The organism is Nonomuraea zeae, assembly GCF_005889725.1.
Classification (GTDB): Bacteria; Actinomycetota; Actinomycetes; order Streptosporangiales; family Streptosporangiaceae; genus Nonomuraea; species Nonomuraea zeae.
On the sequence record NZ_VCKX01000102.1, the window covers coordinates 1 to 17,562 of the forward strand.

General features: G+C 70.7%; 14 protein-coding genes. 10 read left to right on the forward strand and 4 right to left on the reverse strand.

Annotated elements, in window-relative coordinates:
• Together ETD85_RS29285 and ETD85_RS29290 are read left to right on the forward strand one after the other, a co-directional pair.
• Positions 1-2,411: ATP-binding protein (locus tag ETD85_RS29285; protein WP_138693020.1), on the forward strand; the 2,411-nt coding region annotated here is incomplete at its 5' end.
• Positions 2,408-3,010: a response regulator gene (locus tag ETD85_RS29290; RefSeq protein ID WP_138693021.1), complete on the forward strand. Its 603-nt coding sequence runs from the start codon at positions 2,408-2,410 to the stop codon at positions 3,008-3,010. The genes ETD85_RS29285 and ETD85_RS29290, both read left to right, overlap by 4 nt.
• An 80-nt stretch (positions 3,011-3,090) precedes the next feature.
• Here the strand turns inward: ETD85_RS29290 and ETD85_RS29295 are convergent, their stop codons facing one another.
• Positions 3,091-3,756, reverse strand: coding sequence for a tyrosine-protein phosphatase (locus ETD85_RS29295; RefSeq protein ID WP_170246898.1), 666 nt, complete (start codon positions 3,754-3,756; stop codon positions 3,091-3,093).
• 146 nt (positions 3,757-3,902) lie between these two features.
• On the opposite strand from ETD85_RS29295, the gene ETD85_RS29300 reads away from it, so the two are divergent.
• The 6 genes from ETD85_RS29300 to ETD85_RS29325 all read left to right on the forward strand — a co-directional run bounded on the left by ETD85_RS29300 (position 3,903) and on the right by ETD85_RS29325 (position 10,440).
• Positions 3,903-6,410: a DNA translocase FtsK gene (locus ETD85_RS29300; protein ID WP_138693023.1), complete on the forward strand. Its 2,508-nt coding sequence runs from the start codon at positions 3,903-3,905 to the stop codon at positions 6,408-6,410.
• A gap of 120 nt (positions 6,411-6,530) precedes the next feature.
• A complete protein-coding gene (locus ETD85_RS29305; protein ID WP_170246899.1) occupies positions 6,531-7,265 on the forward strand; it encodes a helix-turn-helix domain-containing protein in 735 nt (244 codons plus the stop codon).
• A gap of 58 nt (positions 7,266-7,323) precedes the next feature.
• The gene (gene rimO / locus ETD85_RS29310; protein WP_138693025.1) at positions 7,324-8,733 is read left to right on the forward strand and encodes a 30S ribosomal protein S12 methylthiotransferase RimO; all 1,410 of its coding nucleotides are present in this window, start codon (positions 7,324-7,326) and stop codon (positions 8,731-8,733) included.
• Positions 8,730-9,302: a CDP-diacylglycerol--glycerol-3-phosphate 3-phosphatidyltransferase gene (gene pgsA / locus ETD85_RS29315; RefSeq protein ID WP_138693026.1), complete on the forward strand. Its 573-nt coding sequence runs from the start codon at positions 8,730-8,732 to the stop codon at positions 9,300-9,302. The genes rimO and pgsA overlap by 4 nt, the downstream gene beginning before the upstream one ends.
• A 3-nt stretch (positions 9,303-9,305) precedes the next feature.
• Entirely contained in the window at positions 9,306-9,797 is a 492-nt protein-coding gene (locus ETD85_RS29320) for a CinA family protein (protein ID WP_138693027.1), read from the forward strand.
• Positions 9,798-10,083: 286 nt separating this feature from the next.
• Positions 10,084-10,440, forward strand: coding sequence for a helix-turn-helix domain-containing protein (locus ETD85_RS29325; RefSeq protein ID WP_138693048.1), 357 nt, complete (start codon positions 10,084-10,086; stop codon positions 10,438-10,440).
• Here ETD85_RS29325 and ETD85_RS29330 read toward each other — a convergent pair.
• Positions 10,437-11,216 carry a DNA-formamidopyrimidine glycosylase family protein gene (locus tag ETD85_RS29330; protein WP_138693028.1) on the reverse strand — a complete coding sequence of 260 codons (780 nt, stop codon included), beginning with the start codon at positions 11,214-11,216 and terminating at the stop codon, positions 10,437-10,439. The genes ETD85_RS29325 and ETD85_RS29330 overlap by 4 nt on opposite strands.
• Before the next feature lie 89 nt (positions 11,217-11,305).
• Here ETD85_RS29330 and ETD85_RS29335 point away from each other — a divergent pair, with 89 nt between their 5' ends.
• Both ETD85_RS29335 and ETD85_RS29340 read left to right on the forward strand, forming a co-directional pair.
• Complete coding sequence (locus ETD85_RS29335; RefSeq protein WP_138693029.1) at positions 11,306-13,267, forward strand: serine/threonine protein kinase; 1,962 nt, start codon at positions 11,306-11,308, stop codon at positions 13,265-13,267.
• Positions 13,264-15,165, forward strand: coding sequence for a serine/threonine-protein kinase (locus ETD85_RS29340; RefSeq protein WP_138693030.1), 1,902 nt, complete (start codon positions 13,264-13,266; stop codon positions 15,163-15,165). Before ETD85_RS29335 ends, ETD85_RS29340 begins: the two co-directional genes overlap by 4 nt.
• A gap of 20 nt (positions 15,166-15,185) precedes the next feature.
• Here ETD85_RS29340 and ETD85_RS29345 read toward each other — a convergent pair whose 3' ends face one another.
• Positions 15,186-15,635 carry an RrF2 family transcriptional regulator gene (locus tag ETD85_RS29345; protein ID WP_138693031.1) on the reverse strand — a complete coding sequence of 150 codons (450 nt, stop codon included), beginning with the start codon at positions 15,633-15,635 and terminating at the stop codon, positions 15,186-15,188.
• Between the two features lie 8 nt (positions 15,636-15,643).
• Positions 15,644-17,548, reverse strand: coding sequence for an endonuclease/exonuclease/phosphatase family protein (locus tag ETD85_RS29350; protein WP_138693032.1), 1,905 nt, complete (start codon positions 17,546-17,548; stop codon positions 15,644-15,646).
• Between the last annotated feature and the right edge of the window lie 14 nt (positions 17,549-17,562).

Genomic DNA, 17,562 nt, shown 5'->3' on the forward strand with positions numbered 1-17,562 from the left:
GTCAGGCGCAGGTGCGGGGGGTGAGCGGGGTCTGGAAGGACCTGACGGACAACGTCAACTTCATGGCCTCCAACCTCACCAGCCAGGTACGCAACATCGCCCAGGTCGCCACCGCGGTCGCCAACGGAGACCTGCTGAAGAAGATCGACGTGGACGCCCGCGGCGAGATCCTCGAGCTGAAGACCACCATCAACACGATGGTCGACACGCTGTCCTCGTTCTCCTCCGAGGTGACGCGGGTGGCGCGCGAGGTGGGCTCCGAAGGCAGGCTGGGCGGCCAGGCCGAGGTCGAGGGCGTCTACGGCACCTGGGAGCGCCTGACGAAGAACGTCAACCAGCTCGCCGGCAACCTCACCACCCAGGTGCGCGCCATCGCCGAGGTGGCCAGCGCCGTCGCCCAGGGCGACCTGAGCCGCTCGATCAGCGTCGAGGCCAAGGGCGAGGTCGCCGAGCTGAAGAACAACGTCAACCTCATGGTCGCCAACCTGCGCGAGACCACCCGCGCCAAGGACTGGCTGGAGAGCAACCTCGCCCGCATCGCCGGGCTCATGCAGGGCCACCGCGACCTGGTCGAGGTGGCGGATCTGATCCTGCGGGAGCTGACACCGCTGGTCAGCGCGCAATACGGCGCGTTCTTCCTGGCCGAGCCCGACTCGCTGGACGGCGGGCTCGGCTTCATCGCCGGCTACGGCGCCGCCCACGACGTGCTGCCCGCCCCCGGCAGCCCGGGGCCGGGGCTGATCAGGCAGGCCGCCCTGGAGCGCAAGCGCATCCTGCTCGACGACGTGCCGGCCGGCTACATCAAGGTCCACACGGGGCTGGGCGAGGCCGCACCGGCCAGTGTGGTGGTGCTGCCGATCGTGTTCGAGGACAAGGTGCTCGGGGTGATCGAGCTGGCCTCGTTCAGCCGGTTCAGCGACGTCCACCTGGCCTTCTTCGACCAGTTCGGGGTCACCATCGGCGTCGCCATCAACACGATCATCGCCAACGCCCGCACCGAGTCGCTGCTGTCGGAGTCGCAGCGGCTGGCCCAGCAGCTCCAGGGCCGCTCGGACGAGCTGCAGCGCCAGCAGGCCGAGCTGCGCAAGTCCAACGCCGCGCTGGAGGAGAAGGCCCACCTGCTGGCCACCTCGTCCCGCTACAAGTCCGAGTTCCTGGCGAACATGTCCCACGAGCTGCGCACGCCGCTCAACAGCCTGCTCATCCTGGCCAGGCTGCTGGCCGACAACCCGGAGGGGAACCTGTCGGCGCAGGAGGTCGAGTTCGCCAGCGCGATCCACAACGCGGGCAGCGACCTGCTCCAGCTCATCAACGACATCCTCGACCTGTCCAAGATCGAGGCGGGGCGGATGGACGTACGGCCCGAGAAGCTGCCGCTGAGCAAGCTGCTCGACTACGTGGACGCCACGTTCAGGCCGCTGACGGTCGATCGCGGGCTGACGTTCGAGATCGAGGTCAGCCCCGGCACGCCGCACGTGCTCCACAACGACGAGCGCCGGCTCCAGCAGATCCTGCGCAACCTGCTGTCCAACGCGGTCAAGTTCACCGCGGTCGGCGAGGTGCGCCTGGAGGTGTCGGTCGACCGGGGCACGCTGGAGGCGGGGCCCGACACGGACGTGATCGCGTTCGCGGTCCGCGACACCGGCATCGGCATCGCGGCCGACAAGCTGCCGGCCATCTTCGGCGCGTTCCAGCAGGCCGACGGCACCACCAGCCGCAAATACGGCGGCACGGGGCTGGGGCTGTCGATCAGCAGCGAGATCGCGCGCCTGCTCGGCGGGGTGATCCACGCCAGCAGCCAGCCGGGCGTGGGCAGCACGTTCACCCTCTACGTGCCTGCAAGATGCCCCGTCTCCGCCGCGGCGGGCGAGACGGAGTGGGAGCCCGAGCCCGCGCCGAAGACGGCCGAGTCACGCGCGACACCCGCGCAGGCCGAGTGGCCGGCCACGGAGAACGACGAGCTGTGGCCGTGCTCCTCCCGGCTCACCGAGCTCAAGGAAGGTCCGCTGGGCGCGGTGTTCGAGGGGCGGCGGGTGCTCATCGTGGACGACGACATCCGCAACGTCTACGCCCTGACCCACGTGCTCAGCCGCCTCGGCATGGAGGTCGTCTACGCCGAGAACGGCAGGGAGGGCATCGAGGCGCTGGAGCGCGAGGAGGAGATCGCGCTCGTCCTCATGGACGTGATGATGCCGGAGATGGATGGTTACGAGACCCTCGTCGCCGTACGCGAGATGCCACGGTTCGCGGGCCTGCCGATCATCGCGCTCACCGCCAAGGCGATGCGGGGGGACCGGGAGAAGACGATCGCCTGCGGGGCCTCCGACTACGTGCCGAAACCCGTGGACCTCGATCATCTGCTGGAGGTGATGCGCGGGTGGCTCGCGGGCGAGAGAGAGGGGAGCGGATGAACCGCCAGGTCAAGATCCTGCTGGTGGACGACAACGACGAGAGCCTGCTCGCCCTGGAAGCCGTGCTGCGGCCGCTCCAGCAACTGCTGTACAAGGCCAGGTCCGGGCAGGAGGCGATGAAGCTGATGCTGCGCAACGACTTCGCGGTCGTCCTGCTCGACGTGCTCATGCCCGGCATGGATGGATTCGAGACCGCCACCCACATCAAACGGCTCGACCAGACCCGCGACGTGCCCATCATCTTCCTGACCGGCACCGAGCCCACCGCGGGCTCGGCGTTCCGCGGCTACGCGGTCGACTACCTCACCAAGCCCTTCGACCCGTGGGTGCTCAGGTCCAAGGTGGCGGTCTTTCTCGAGCTGTTCAGGAAGAACGCCGTGCTGGTGGAGCAGACCGCGCTGCTCACCCAGCTGGTCCAGGACAACGAGGCGCTGTCGGACTTCGCGCGGCGGCTCGGCCTGGTCGAGTCGCGTCTCGCGGACCTGGCCGGGACGACCTCGGACGACGAGGGGCTGACGGACGCGATCAAGGACCTGGCCGACCGGGTGGCGGCCATGCAGGAGGCCTTCGAGGCGGTCTCGTCGGCCTCCGCCGGCTGACGCCGAAGTCCCCCTGAGCGCGGAGACCGGGCGCTCGTCCCCTGGGTCCGGCGCCGTCCCTGAGCGCGCGGCTCGGGCGCTCAGGGGATGAGTGCGGCGCGCAGGCGTCGCACGTGCCCCGGGGTCAGGCCGTTGACGAGCAGGAGGGCCTCCGCGCCGCCCTGCCGCCGCAGCGCGGCCAGGAACGTGCGCATCGCGCTCTCCGGCGCCTCCAGCAGCGCGGACGGCGTGCCGGCCGGCAGGCTCAGCTCCAGCATCCGCAGCAGGCCGGGCAGCGCCTTGGCGGTGAGCGCGTAGTCGCGGACGATGGCCTCGTGCTCCACGCCGAGCAGGTCGAGGATCAGCGCGACGACGATCCCCGTGCGGTCCTTGCCCGCGGCGCAGTGGACCAGGGCGGGCAGCCCGTCGGCGATCTCCGCGATCACGCCGGCGAACCAGGGCGTCCTGTGCTGGAGCAGGCCCACGTACAGGTCGCCGAGCTCCAGGTCGGGCGGCAGCGTGGCCAGGTGGGCGGGGGAGGAGGCGGTGCCGGCGCCGAGCGGCGCGTGCCTGACGGCGCCGCCCAGGACGAGCGCCCAGTCGCCGGTGGTCCGCTCGTCGTCGCCGCGCAGGTCGGCGATGAGGCGCAGGCCAGCGACGAGCTCGGCGTCGGCGGGGGTGAGCGTGTGCGGTTGCGCCGAGCGGTACAGCACGCCGGGACGCAGCGCGGTCTCCGCCGCGACGTCCCTGAAGTTCAGGAGGGGCATAGGCCAGGTATACGAACGTCTTATGAGCTGAAATAGCGTGTTCAATGGGATGCCGGGTGAATTTTCCGTCATCTTTGAGGGGCACCTGCCGCGTCCCCGGCGAGCCTCCGCGCGTTACGCGGTGTCTCCGACGTACCTTTGGCATCATGGCCACCCGTACGCCGAAAAGCTCATCGAAGGGGCCGGCGAAGCGGTCGGCCTCGGCCCGCTCGACCCCCGCGAAGCGGACCGGCTCGTCGGCCGGGCGTCCCAGGGCGAAGGCGCCGTCCGCCGGCCGCAAGCCCTCCGCGACCCACCCCGACCCGATCACCTGGGTCTTCACGATGATCGGCAAGCTGATCGTCGGGCTGTGGATGCTGCTCGCCAACGGCATCGGCAGCACGGCTCGCGCGCTGGGCAAGAACGCCCGCGAGCTGGATCCGGCGCACAGACGCGACGGGGTCGGGCTGACGGTGCTCGCGGGCGCGATCGTGGTCGCGGCCATGACGTGGCGCAACTCCGACGGCGCGGTCTCCGGCGTGGTCAACGCGACCGTGCGCGGCGTGTTCGGCTCGCTGGCCTGGGCGCTGCCGCTGCTGCTCGGCCTGCTGGCCTGGCGCTACCTGCGCCACCCCGACCAGAACGCCGACACCGGCCGGATGGTGATCGGGTGGGCGGCGCTGCTGGTCGGCGTGCTGGGCGTGATCCACGTGGCCAACGACACCCCCTACCCGGCCGGCGAGGGCCAGGGCATGGACAAGGTGTCGCAGGCCGGCGGCATGATCGGGTTCATCGTGTCCGCGCCGCCGATGAGCATCCTGCCGCCGTGGATCACGATTCCGCTGCTGCTGCTCCTGTCCGGGTTCGGCGTGCTGGTGATCACCGCCACGCCGGTGCACCGGATCCCCGAGCGGCTGTCGGAGCTCAAGCACCTGCTGTTCGAGCGGCATGCCGAGCCTGAGCCGCGCGAGCCGGGCAAGAAGCGGGTCAGGACCAAGAAGCCCGACGGCGGCGAGCCCGTCGAGATCATCAAGCCGTACGACACGCCGGTGCTGGCGGAGAAGGACAAGAGGCCCGACCACTCGCCCGAGATCGTGCCCGGGCTGACGGACGAGGACGAGGTGCCCGCTCCGGAGGCCGAGCGCAAGCCTGAGCCGCCGCAGCCGACGCCCGCGCCCCGCAAGGTGGAGCAGCTCGTGCTGTCGCCGCAGGCGGGGCCGTACAGCCTTCCTGACCTGCAGTTCCTGAAGCAGGGCACCGCGCCGAAGCCGCAGACCAAGGCCAACACGACCGTGGTGAACGCGCTGACCAGCGTGATGGAGCAGTTCACCATCGACGCCCAGGTGATCGGGTTCACCCGGGGCCCGACCGTGACGCGTTACGAGATCGAGCTGGGCCCGGCCGTGAAGGTGGAGAAGGTCACGGCCCTCACCAAGAACATCGCGTATGCCGTCAAGTCGGCAGATGTCCGGATCCTGTCTCCCATCCCGGGTAAGTCGGCGATCGGGGTCGAGATCCCCAACGCGGACAAGGACCTGGTGTCCCTGGGCGACGTGCTGCGCGCCCAGGTGGCGCAGGCCGACCATCACCCGATGATCGTGGGCCTGGGTAAAGACGTCGAGGGCCGCACCATCGTCGCGAACCTCGCCAAGATGCCTCACCTGCTCATCGCGGGCGCGACCGGCGCCGGCAAGTCGGTCTGCGTCAACGGCCTCATCACCAGCATCCTCATGCGCGCCACCCCAGACGAGGTGCGGATGGTGCTGGTCGACCCCAAGCGGGTCGAGCTCAGCGTGTACGAGGGCATCCCCCACCTGATCACCCCGATCATCACCAACCCGAAGAAGGCCGCCGAGGCCCTCGAATGGGTGGTCGGCGAGATGGACCGGCGCTACGACGACCTGGCCGCGTCGGGGTTCAGGCACGTGGACGAGTTCAACAAGGCCGTGCGGGCGGGCAAGCTGCAGCCGCCCCCCGGCAGCGAGCGGGTCTACCAGCCGTACCCGTACCTGCTGGTGATCGTGGACGAGCTGGCCGACCTGATGATGGTGGCCCCGCGCGACGTCGAGGACTCGATCGTGCGCATCACGCAGCTGGCCCGCGCGGCGGGTATCCACCTCGTGATCGCCACCCAGCGGCCGTCGGTTGACGTCGTGACCGGCCTGATCAAGGCGAACGTGCCGTCCAGGCTGGCGTTCGCGGTGTCCTCGCTCACCGACTCGCGGGTCATCCTCGACCAGCCGGGCGCCGACAAGCTGGTCGGCCAGGGCGACGCGCTGTTCCTGCCGATGGGCGCGAGCAAGCCCATCCGGATCCAGAACGCGTTCGTCTCCGAGAAGGAGATCGCCGAGATCGTCAAGCACTGCAAGACGCAGATGCAGGTCGAATATCGCGAGGACGTCGCCGCCGCGCCGGTCAAGCGGGAGATCGACGAGGACATCGGCGACGACCTCGACCTGCTCGTGCAGGCGGCCGAGCTGATCGTGACCACCCAGTTCGGCTCGACGTCGATGCTCCAGCGCAAGCTGCGGGTCGGCTTCGCCAAGGCCGGGCGGCTGATGGACCTGCTCGAAAGCCGCAACGTGGTCGGCCCGAGCGAGGGTTCCAAGGCTCGCGAGGTGCTCGTGAAGCCCGACGATCTGGCGGGTTTGCTGGCCGACCTGCGTGGCGAATGACCCCAATGCATGCTTGCTCGGCGGTTACTGGTTGAATATGAACCACTACGCAACGTCGTGGTGGGGCAGTTCAGGCGCCGTGGGGAGGCGTTCGCAGTGCAGGAGCAGAGCATCGGGGCCATGCTGGCGGCGGCCAGGCAGTCCGCCGGGCTGACGGTCACGCAGGTCAGTGCGGCCACCAATATCCGTGAAGCGATCATCCATTGCATCGAGCAGGATGACTACGGCCAATGTGGAGGTCATTTCTACGCCAGAGGGCACGTCAAGGCCCTGGCCAAGGCGGTCGGGCTGGATCCCGAGGCCACGGTCCACCTCTACGACCAGCAGAACGGCGGGGCGCCGCAGCCGGTGCGGGCCGCGGCCGTGTTCCAGGCCGACCGCAAGATCCACCTGCCGGAGCGGCGGGGGCCGAACTGGACGATGGCGCTCGGGGTGGCGCTGGCCATCGTCGTGGTCTTCGGCATGATGCGGGTGCTCGGCGGCGCGAGCGACCAGGTGCGCACGGGTGACGTGCGCGTGGCCTCGGCCCGGCCGAGCGTGCCGCCCAACAGGCCCATCACCGAGTCGCCGAAGCCCACGCCGTCCAAGAAGAGCAAGGGCATGGTGACGGTCAGCATGCTGGCCAAGCGGTCGTCGTACGTGAACGTGCGCGACGCCGAAGGGCGCAAGCTGTTCTCGGGCACGCTGAAGGCGGGAAAGACCTCCGTCTGGCGCGCCGCCGATCAGGTGCACGTGCTGCTGGCTGACGCCGGAGCCGTTACGCTGCAGGTCAACGGCAAGAAAGTGAAAAAGCTCGGCGGCCGGGGAGAGACGGTGCAGCGCTCGTTCGGGCCGCCGAAACCGCAGTCACGGTAGTCACCTGGGGATCCGGTGCATCGGGTGGTGGCCAACTCCCGATACCGTAGTGTTCACCATGTCATCCCGCCGAACCGCATCGCTGATCACCCTGGGCTGCGCGCGCAACGAGGTCGACTCCGAGGAGCTGGCCGCGCGACTTGAGGCTGCCGGTTGGCAGCTGGGCGACGACGACCCCGATGTCGTCGTCGTCAACACGTGTGGCTTCATTGACTCGGCCAAGAAAGACTCCATCGACACGCTGCTGGCCGCCGCGGACTCGGGCGCGAAGGTGGTGGCCGCGGGCTGCATGGCCGAGCGCTACGGCAATGAGCTGGCCGAGGCGCTGCCAGAGGCCAGCGCGGTCATCTCCTTCGACGACTACGCCGAGATCGGCGGCCGGCTCGACGACGTGCTGGAGGGCCGGCCGCTCAAGCCGCACTCGCCACGCGACCGCCGCACCTTGCTACCCATCTCGCCGGTGGATCGTGCCAGCGCGCAGACGACGAGCATCCCGGGCCACGGCGACCTGCCCGACGGGGTAGCGCCCGCCAGCGGCCCGCGTGTGCTGCGCAAACGGCTCGACGAGAGCCCCGTGGCCTCGCTCAAGCTGGCCTCCGGCTGCGACCGGCGCTGCACGTTCTGCGCCATCCCGGCCTTCCGTGGCTCCTACGTCTCGCGCAAGCCCGACGAGCTGCTGGCCGAAGCCGACTGGCTGGCCCACAGGGGCGTGCGCGAGCTCGTCCTCGTGAGCGAAAACTCCACGTCCTACGGCAAGGACCTCGGCGACCTGCGGGCGCTGGAGAAGCTGCTGCCCGAACTGGCCGCGGTCGAGGGCATCGACCGGGTGCGGGTCAGCTACCTGCAGCCCGCCGAGCTGCGTCCCGGCCTGATCGAGACGATCACCGGCACAGAGGGCATCGCCCCCTACTTCGACCTGTCATTCCAGCACGCCAGCGGCACCGTCCTGCGCAGGATGCGCCGCTTCGGCGACCCCGAGCGCTTCCTGGGGCTGCTGCAGAGCGTGCGTGCGCGCGCCCCTGAGGCCGGCGTGCGCTCCAACTTCATCGTGGGCTTCCCCGGGGAGACCGAGGAGGAGTTCGGCGAGCTGGTCGGCTTCCTGGAGGAGGCCAGGCTCGACGTCATCGGCGTGTTCGGCTATTCCGACGAGGACGGCACCGAGGCCGCCGATCTGCCGGGCAAGCTCGACCAGGAGGTCATCGACGAGCGCGTGCGCGTGCTCACCGAGCTGGCAGAGGAGCTGACCGCCCAGCGCGCGGAGGAGCGCATCGGGACCGAGGTGGACGTGCTGATCGACGACGACCTGGGCGACGGCGGTTACGAGGGCCGGGCCGCGCACCAGGGCCCCGAGGTCGACGGCTCCGTCACGGTGCAGGGCATCGGGCTGGTCAGGGGGCAGATCGTCCGCGCGGTCGTGGTCGACGCGGAAGGCGTCGACCTGATCGCGCGCATCAAGGCCGGTCCATGAAAAGGGACGAGCGCCGCGTGGTAAGCCCGTGGAACATCGCCAACGTCCTCACGGTCCTCCGGTTGGTGCTCGTCCCTTTTTTCGTCGTCTGCCTCTTCCTGCCCGGCACGGGCTGGCGCGTGACCGCGCTGGCGGTGTTCGCGGTGGCGTCGATCACCGACCACCTCGACGGCGAGCTGGCCAGGCGCTACGGCCTCATCACCGACTTCGGGAAGATCGCCGACCCGATCGCCGACAAGGCGCTCACGGGGGCGGCGCTGGTGTGCCTGTCGCTGCTCGACGAGGTGCCCTGGTGGGTCACGATCCCGATCCTCGGCAGGGAGCTGGGCATCACGCTGCTGCGGTTCATGCTGCTGCGGCACGCGGTCATCCCGGCCAGCTATGGCGGCAAGGTCAAGACCGTGCTGCAGATCGCCGCGATCGTGCTCTACCTCGTGCCGGGCGTCCCCGGGCCGATCCGGTGGGTCGTGATGGGGGCGGCGCTGGTGATCACCGTGGGCACGGGCGTGGACTATGTCGTACGCGCCGTCAAGCTTCGTAATGTGGCCAGGCAGGCACGCGGGGAGTGATCGATGGCGGACGTGGCCGGGATGTTGACGTTGCTGGTGGACCAGTCGGCCACGGTGGCGGTGGCCGAGTCGCTGACCGGAGGGCTCATCGGGGCGGCGATCACGTCGGTCTCCGGCTCCTCCAAGGCGTTCAGGGGCGGGGTGATCTCCTACGCCACCGATCTCAAGCATGAGCTCCTGGGCGTGCCGGAGGAGCTGCTGAGGCGCGAGGGAGCCGTGCACCCTGATGTGGCGGCATCCATGGCGGCAGGGGTGGCACGCCTGTGCGGGGCCACCTACGGTTTGGCGGTGACGGGCGTCGCCGGACCTGACCCACAGGACGGTAAGCCGGTCGGCACCGTGTACGCGGCCGTCAGCGGACCCGGTGGACAGATCAGGGCGCGCGCATTGAGGCTTCAGGGCTCGCGCGAACGTATCAGGGTAGAGACGGTGGACGAGGCAGTCGATCTACTCTCAGGTGTGCTGAAGGCGAACATAGGGGAACATTCCGGGTGATTACCGTGTTACGTCCCGAGCGAACATGCGATGCACGGTCTGACGCGGTGTCGGTGGATACGGGTACGGTGGAGCTGTGAGTGAGGTCCGTGAGCCAACTGCAAGCACCGAGCGCCCGGCAGGCGGGCCTGATGAGTCGCGCAATGAGGCACGATCGGCGGTCCAGGGTCGGCGACGCCCAATGATGACGGCGAGGAGTATGTACGAAGCGAAGAAGACCAATGTGCGGCACGATCCGATCGCGCGGGGCGTGGTGAAGACATCCGCGCCGGGGAGGGAGCGACAGATGATTCTGCTGCGTCAGCTGCTCGGCGACGTGCTGAGGCGGTTGCGGGTGCGGCAGGGGCGCACGCTACGCGAGGTGTCCACGCTCGCGCGCGTTTCACTCGGCTACTTGTCCGAGGTCGAACGCGGGCAGAAGGAAGCCTCGTCCGAGCTGCTCGCGTCCATTTGCGGCGCACTCGGCGTGCCGTTGTCCCAGGTGTTGCGTGAGGTTTCCGACCAGTTCGCGCTGGCGGAGCTCCAGGCGGCTCCTGTGCTTGCCGACGTGCCCGAGCACGAGCGACTGCCCCTTGCGGAGACGGTCCCCGGGTCGATTTCCGATTCAGTGTTCCCCGATGTCAAGGACATGGTGGCTGCCTAACGCTGCTGGCAGCCGGCACACCACAGGATCAGTCGTTCCTGTGGCTGCGCGCCCATCTCCCCTCGGCTGATGCGGGTGCCGCATCGGCGACAGGGCCTCCCTGCCCTGCCGTAGACCCACGTCTGGTTCGCCGGGCGGCGATCGCCTGTGGTCACCGTGCCCGCATGCCCCTTGTTCGCCTCCAGCAGTCGCTGGGCCAATGACACGAGCCCCTTGAGATCCTCGATCTCCCCGACCTTCTTCCACGGCCAGATACCGCGCAGGAACAGGGTCTCGGCGCGATAGATCGTGCCGACCCCCGCCAGGTTGCGCTGATCGAGCAGCGCCTCCCCGATGGTCCTGCCGGGTGCCGCTCGCAGCCTTCGCACGGCCTCCTCCGGGTCCCAGTCCGGCCCCAGCAGGTCCGGCCCCAGGTGGCCGACCAGTCGGGCCTCGTCCGTGGTCCTGACGAGATCCACCATCCCGAGCCGGATGCCCACCGCCTGCCACTGCTCGTTGGCCAGGATCAGCCGCACGAGGTCGCCGGGAGCGGTGCGCCGCCCAGCGGGCTGGATCCGCCAGCGCCCTTCCATCCGGAGGTGGGTGTGCACGGTCAGATCGCCCTCCACCCGGGTGAGCAGGTGCTTCCCGCGCGAGAGCGTGGTGAGGACCGTTCGCCCCGAAAGGTCGGCGGTGGCGTGCTTGGGCACGCGGAAATCCGACCTGGTGAGCACGCGCCCGTCCAGCGCGCCTCTCAGGCGGGCGGCCGCGTGGTAGACGGCGTCTCCTTCAGGCATCTCTCCAGTCTAAGAACTGCTCCCTTTTGACCCGGTCGGTGACCATAATGACCATCGACGAGTAGACCTCGCGGAAGGCTGATCGGGGCATGCCGGAGATCACGGGTTTACGGGGAGACGACCCGGCCGAGGTGGCCGGTTACCGGTTGACCGGGCGGCTGAGCTCCACGGTGTACGCCGGGCGGTCGGCGGCGGGCGAGGCCGTGGCGGTCCGGCTGCTGCCGGCCGAGATGGATCCTGAGCCGTTCCTGCGCGTGATAGAGCCCCTCCAGGGGCTGTCGGCGGTCAGCACCGCCCAGATCCTGGCCACGGGCGTGCTGGACGATCGGGCGTACGTCGTCAGCGAGTACGTCGACGGGCCCGCGCTGGAGACGGTGGGCGGGACCCTGGACGGGGTGGCGCTCTACCGGCTGGCGGTGGGCACGATCACCGCGCTGGTCGCCATCCACCAGGCGGGCCTGGTCCACGGCGACATCCGGCCGGGGAACGTGCTGCTCGGCCCCGACGGGCCAAGGGTGATCGACGTGGGTCTCGAACGGGCCATGGCGGAGGCGGCCGTCTCCACCAGGAAGGTCGCCGTCCCCGCCTACACCGCTCCCGAGCGGTTGCGCGGCGCCCGGCCGCGAGCGCCCGCCGACGTGTTCTCCTGGGCGGCGACTTTGGTGTTCGCGGCGAGCGGCGCCTCACCGTTCGACGGCGGCTCGATGGCCGGGACCGTGGACCGGATCGTCAACGGCGAGCCCGCTCTGCCCCACCTCGGCGAGTTGCACGGGCTGATCGCGGCGTGCCTGGCCAAGGATCCGGCCGCGCGGCCGGCCGCCAGCGAGGTGCTGCTGCGGCTGGTCGGGCAGACCTCCTTCCTGACCGGGCAGGTGGCGGTCGCCGAGCCGCCCAAGCCGCCCGCGTGGCCCGCTGAGCCGCCCGCGTGGCCCGCCGAGCCGCCGGCGCGGCGGCGCCCGGGCCTGCTGCCGCTGGTGGCCGCGTTCGTCGTGGGGGCGCTCGTGTCGGGCGCCGGCGTCTATGCCGTGACAGGACGCGCCGGACCGGCCGGGACCGTGGCCGCCTCGACGTCCCCGTCCGGCAGCCCGGCGGCGGACCCGTCGATCACCCCCACGATCACGTCGGCGCAGACGGAGGCGCCGCTGGAGAAGGTGGAGAAGAAGGCGGCCACGGACACGAAGCTGCCGGGGATCGGCGTCACCCTGCACGAGCATCCCAACGACCCGGTACGCGCGGTGTCCTACGTCGAGTCCAAGGGCTCCTTCACCTCCTACGCCAGGGACAGGAGCGGTGCGTTCAAGGCCGTGGGCGTGACCGAGCAGCCTCTCCTGTCGCCCGGCGGCGACTGGGTGGCGCTCAATCCGCTGCTGAAGTTCCAGGGCTCGGAGCTGGATCAGGTCAAGTTCCACCGGCTGTCCACCGGCGAGTCGTTCGTCGTCAGCACGGTCAAGAAGCCGCTGCAGTCCCTGATCCCCGTGTGGTCCAGGGACGGCGGCAAGCTGCTCCTGTCCGTCTACAACCGGGAGAGCAAGCCGGCCAGGCTCGTCGGCTTCGTCGTCGTCGATCTGGCCACCAGGAAGTCCGTGCATGTCGAGACCGAATATCTCGACGACGCCTCGCTGACCTACACCTTCGCCCCGGACGGCTCGATCGCCCGCGGCTACTGGGACGGCAAGCGCGGCGGGATCGAGTACTACGACATGTCCGGCCAGGTCACGAAGACCATGCACTGGGTGGGCATGCCGCGCGGCGGCTCCTGGTTCTCCCCGTCGGGCAAGAGGTTCGTCACCGTCTGCCCGAACGGCAAGGACTTCTGCGTCTGGGCCACCCAGGGCGGCGCCAGGCAGGCGACGGTGCCCTTCGGCGACGCCGGGGGCAGCTTCATCGGCTGGTTCAACGAGACCCATCTGCTCGTGCAGGACCCGGGCAAGAAGAAGGGCACCCAGGTGATCAAGGTCATCGACCTGGTCGGCGTCACCGAACGGGTGCTGGCCGATTTCGCGACGGACGATCCCGCCCTCCTCCAGTTCGCCCGCGTGCAGGGCCGATGAACCCGCTGATCGCCGACGATCCCGCCCGGATCGACGCCTACCGCGTCACCGGCCGGCTCGGCGAGGGCGGGCAGGGCGTCGTCTACCTCGGCGAGTCCCCTGACGGGGGCCGGGTGGCGATCAAGATGCTCGGCGCGGGGCTGGACGACCCTGACGCGCGTACGCGCTTCCGGCAGGAGATCGGGTACGCGCGGCGGGTCAAGGCGTTCTGCACGGCGCAGGTGCTGGCCGCCGGGGAGCTCGGCGGCACGCCGTACGTGGTGAGCGAGTACGTGGACGGCCCCTCGCTGGCCGAGGTGATCAGGGAGCGGGGCACGCTGGGCGGGGCGGAGCTGCGGCGGCTGGCGATCGGGACGCTGACCGCGTTGTCCGCCATCCACCAGGCGGGCGTCGTGCACCGGGACTTCAAGCCCGGCAACGTGCTGCTCAGCAGGGACGGGCCCCGGGTGATCGACTTCGGCATCTCCAGGGCGCTGGAGGAGGCCGAGCCCGGCGGCGGGCACCTGGTGGGGACGCCGCCGTACATGGCTCCCGAGCAGTTCGGCGGCCGTCCCACGGGGCCTGCGGCCGACCTGTTCTCGTGGGCCGCGACCATGGTGGCCGCCGCCACCGGGCGCCCGCCGTTCGGGACGGGCGACCTGCCCGCGCTGATCAACCGGATCCTGTCCGCCGAGCCCGACCTCGGCGGCCTCGACGGCGATCTCCGGGAGCTGGCGGCCCGCTGCCTGGTCAAGGAGCCGGGCGCGCGCCCCACCGCGACGAGGGCGCTGCTCACCCTGCTCGGGCACCGCGTGCCGGAGCAGGTGCTGCGGCAGACCGGCGAGCAGGCGTTGCTGGCCGAGGGGCAGCAGTCCGCGGCGCCTCCCGCGCGCCGCAGGAGGTGGCCGGTGATGGCCGGGACGGCGGGGCTTGCGCTGGCGGTCACCGCCGCGCTGCTGTTCCTGCGGCCGGCGCCGGCCCCGCCCGCGCCCGCGTCCGCGCCGACCCACGCGCCGTTGCCGGCGCCGCGCCAGGGGCCGCTCGCGCCCACCTCGGTGTCGGAGCTGAGACTGCCCGACACGCGCGTCACGCTGCACGAGAACCCCGCCGACCCCGTGTGGGTGTCCTCCTATCACGACCAGCGCTCGGGCACCGCGTACCCGTCGTACACGCGGGACCAGGCCAAGGGGACCTTCGCCTTCTTCGGCAACTTCGACGAGCCGATCGTCTCGCCCGGAGGCGGCTACGTGGCGTCCCTGTCGGCCACGCGCTTCAGGCGGACCGACTTCGAGACCATCCGGCTCCGCGACCGCGCCACCGGCCGGGACCGGGACCTGCGTACGGTGGACAAGCCCGCCACGCTGTTCAGCCCGCTCTGGTCCGAGGACGGACGCCGGCTGCTGGCGACGATCATGGAGGGCGACCGGGCGCTCGGCTTCGTGGTGGTGGACCCGGTCGCGGGCTCCGTCGAGGTCACCCGGGTGGCGGGTGACCGGAAGAACACCTACGCGTGGGGCTCCGGCGGCGACAGCGTGCTGCACCAGGCCCCGGGCGGGGCGGTGCAGGCGCTGGACATGCACGGCAGGGCGCTGCGGGCCCATCCGGGCGTGGGGGAGCTGCTCCCGGGCGGTGCGGCGGACACCACGTTCGGAACGGTCTTCACCACGAAATGCTTCGACAACTCGCGAAATATCTGCCTTTGGGATGAGCAGAGCGGCGCGAGAAAAGGCGTGATCCGGCTGCCGAAGGGCGCCGCGTTCCGCGGCTGGCTCGACGAGGGCCATTTCCTGGCCACCCGGTCGGCCGGCGCGAACACCGACGTCGTCCTGATGGACGCGAACGGCCGGGCCGTGCGCGTCCTCGCCGACGGGCCCGCCGCCGAGATCGACAAGGTCGTCCTCTGGTTCACCCGGCGCTGAGCCGCGCAGGGGAGAGCGGGTCAGTCCCAGGCGGCGGGGTCGGCGGCGAGGTGGCGTACGCGCTCGGGGAGTGCCCCCGTGGCGACCTGCTCCAGCGTGACCTCCTCAAGAATGGCGCGCTCGGTCGCCCGCAGCGCGATCCACACCTGCTGCAACGACTCGGCGGGACCCCGGTAGCCGACGTGCTCGGGGCGCTCGCCGCGCACGTTGGCCAGTGGACCGTCCACGGCCCTGATCACATCGGCCAGCGAGATGTCGGCGGCGGGCCTGGCCAGCACGTAACCGCCCTCTGGCCCCCGCTGCCCGCGCACGAGACCGGCGCGGCGCATCTGCAGCAGAATGTTTTCCAGATATTTGGGCGGCATGTCCTGTTCCTTGGCGAGCTCGCCCACGGTAGTCGGGCCGGCACCGGCTGCGGCGAGTTCGGCGGCGGCGCGGAGGGCGTAGTCGACACGAGCGGAGAGGCGCATGTTCTCGATTATCCCTCCTGGTCAACACTGGTTAGGCGCAAGGTCGTCAGAACGGGCAGGTGATCTGAATACGGCAGGCGCGGGGCCTGTGCGGATATCGCCGCCAGACCCTTGCTGATCAGCACGTGATCGATGCGTTCCACCGGTGCGCCGGCGGGTGAGGTCGGCGGATCTCCCAGCGCGATCAGGGGATCCGTGAGCCCGGCCGCTTCGAGTACGCGCATCGGCGGGTCGCCGGGCCGCAGGTTCAGGTCGCCGGTCAGGATCACCGGCCGCACGAGCTGCTTCGGGGCCGGGGCATGCCCTCCCGCGGCTCCCGCGCTCGCCCCCGCGGCGAGATCGGCCGCGATGGCGGCCACCTCCGGCGCCTGGCCCTCCGGGGCCTGCAGATGGGTGTTGACGATGCCCACCTCCCTGCCGCCCGCCTCCAGGACGATGGCCTGCGCCTGCGCCCCTGTGGGGTAGTCGTGCCGGCCCAGCGCGTGGGAGTGGACCTGCCTGACCGGCAGGTTGGTGAGCAGCGCGTCGCCCCACACGTTGTCGGCCGCCGGCGCGAAGTAGTAGCGCATCCCCAGGCCGCGGGCGATCGTGGCCAGGTCGTCGTGCCCGCCGTTCAGCAGCCAGCCGCGGTCGACCTCGCTGAGCAGCACGACGTCGGGCCGCTGCGCGGCCGCCCAGGAGGCGATCTCGGCCAGCGACAGCCGTCCGTCGAGCCCGAACCCCATCCGGATGTTGTAGGTGATCAGCCGGAGCGTGTCCGACGGCGACTCCCGCACGTCGGGGATCGGCGGGGAGGAGACGACCACGAGGAGGGGCGCGAGCACGGCCGCGCCCACCAGCGTCCGCCACGGCAGCCGCCGGCGCTCCTGCTCCTGGGCCGGGCGCCGGATGATCGTCGTGGTCACGTTGGTCCCGGCGACCAGCGTGGCCATGACGACGATGATCGCCCCGTTGGGGAAGCCGAGGTCCAGATCATAGGAGGCGTAGTAGGCGAAGACGCCGACGAGGAAGACGAGCGCGCCGCAGAGCAGCCACAGCCCGGGCCGCCGGGCGGCGGGATGTCCGGGGCGGATCGTCCCGGCGAGCAGGGCGCCGGTGAACATGATCAGGAGCCCGGCCGGAGCGGGGTTCCCCAGGACGCCGTTGGCGGACATCGGCATCACCATCATCACCGACCAGAGCACCGTCAGGGCGCCGGTGATGACGTCGGCGAACGACGCCCGCGCCGGGGCGATGGCTCGTGACGTGCCCACCACCAGGCTGATCGCCAGCAGTCCCGGGCCCAGCAGAGCCTGCCACCAGGGCACGGGACCCTCTGACGCCTTCGGCCAGGCGGTGGCGGCCACCCCCACCAGCAGCAGGACCGGCCCGAACAGGAACCAGGTGGCGGCCGGTGTGCGATCGGCGTCCGCGGGCGGGGCCGGTGCGGTGATCACCAGGGTCAGGAAGGCCAGGCACAGGGCCGCCGCCGCGAGCCAGGCGGCCACGCCGTCCCGCCAGACCACGTCCACACCGTCCAGCAGCATGTGGGTGAACACCGACAGCGACAGGCCGCCCATGATGCCCACGGGAACGGCCTGGCGGGGGAGCGCGTGCGCGCAGCCGTACAGGAAGACCAGTCCGGCCGTGACGCCCGCCGAGGCGACGTAGAGCTGGCCGACGCCCGCTTGCAGCAGCACGCGTGCCAGCACCAGCGCCACCGCGCCGCCGGCCAGCGCGTGGCGCGGCCGCAGGAACAGGGCCAGGAACGGCAGGACGAACCAGGCGGCGGCGTACAGACCCATCAGCTCGGGCGGCGTCTCGCCCGCGCGGCCGAAGAGCGTGATCAGCGAGGGCAGGAACACGCGCAGGACGTCGAGCAGGACTACGATGCCGAGCGCGAGCAGGACGGCGGGACCCCGCGGAGTGGTCATGAGGCATCCTCGTG

Excerpts from the sequence above, each read along its gene's own strand:
- ETD85_RS29290 (WP_138693021.1), top strand. The coding sequence starts at position 2,408 with ATGAACCGCCAGGTCAAGATCCTGCTGGTGGACGACAACGACGAGAGC.
- ETD85_RS29295 (WP_170246898.1), bottom strand. The coding sequence starts at position 3,756 with ATGCCCCTCCTGAACTTCAGGGACGTCGCGGCGGAGACCGCGCTGCGT.
- ETD85_RS29300 (WP_138693023.1), top strand. The coding sequence starts at position 3,903 with ATGGCCACCCGTACGCCGAAAAGCTCATCGAAGGGGCCGGCGAAGCGG.
- ETD85_RS29305 (WP_170246899.1), top strand. The coding sequence starts at position 6,531 with ATGCTGGCGGCGGCCAGGCAGTCCGCCGGGCTGACGGTCACGCAGGTC.
- rimO (WP_138693025.1), top strand. The coding sequence starts at position 7,324 with ATGTCATCCCGCCGAACCGCATCGCTGATCACCCTGGGCTGCGCGCGC.
- pgsA (WP_138693026.1), top strand. The coding sequence starts at position 8,730 with ATGAAAAGGGACGAGCGCCGCGTGGTAAGCCCGTGGAACATCGCCAAC.
- ETD85_RS29320 (WP_138693027.1), top strand. The coding sequence starts at position 9,306 with ATGGCGGACGTGGCCGGGATGTTGACGTTGCTGGTGGACCAGTCGGCC.
- ETD85_RS29325 (WP_138693048.1), top strand. The coding sequence starts at position 10,084 with ATGATTCTGCTGCGTCAGCTGCTCGGCGACGTGCTGAGGCGGTTGCGG.
- ETD85_RS29330 (WP_138693028.1), bottom strand. The coding sequence starts at position 11,216 with ATGCCTGAAGGAGACGCCGTCTACCACGCGGCCGCCCGCCTGAGAGGC.
- ETD85_RS29335 (WP_138693029.1), top strand. The coding sequence starts at position 11,306 with ATGCCGGAGATCACGGGTTTACGGGGAGACGACCCGGCCGAGGTGGCC.
- ETD85_RS29340 (WP_138693030.1), top strand. The coding sequence starts at position 13,264 with ATGAACCCGCTGATCGCCGACGATCCCGCCCGGATCGACGCCTACCGC.
- ETD85_RS29345 (WP_138693031.1), bottom strand. The coding sequence starts at position 15,635 with ATGCGCCTCTCCGCTCGTGTCGACTACGCCCTCCGCGCCGCCGCCGAA.
- ETD85_RS29350 (WP_138693032.1), bottom strand. The coding sequence starts at position 17,548 with ATGACCACTCCGCGGGGTCCCGCCGTCCTGCTCGCGCTCGGCATCGTA.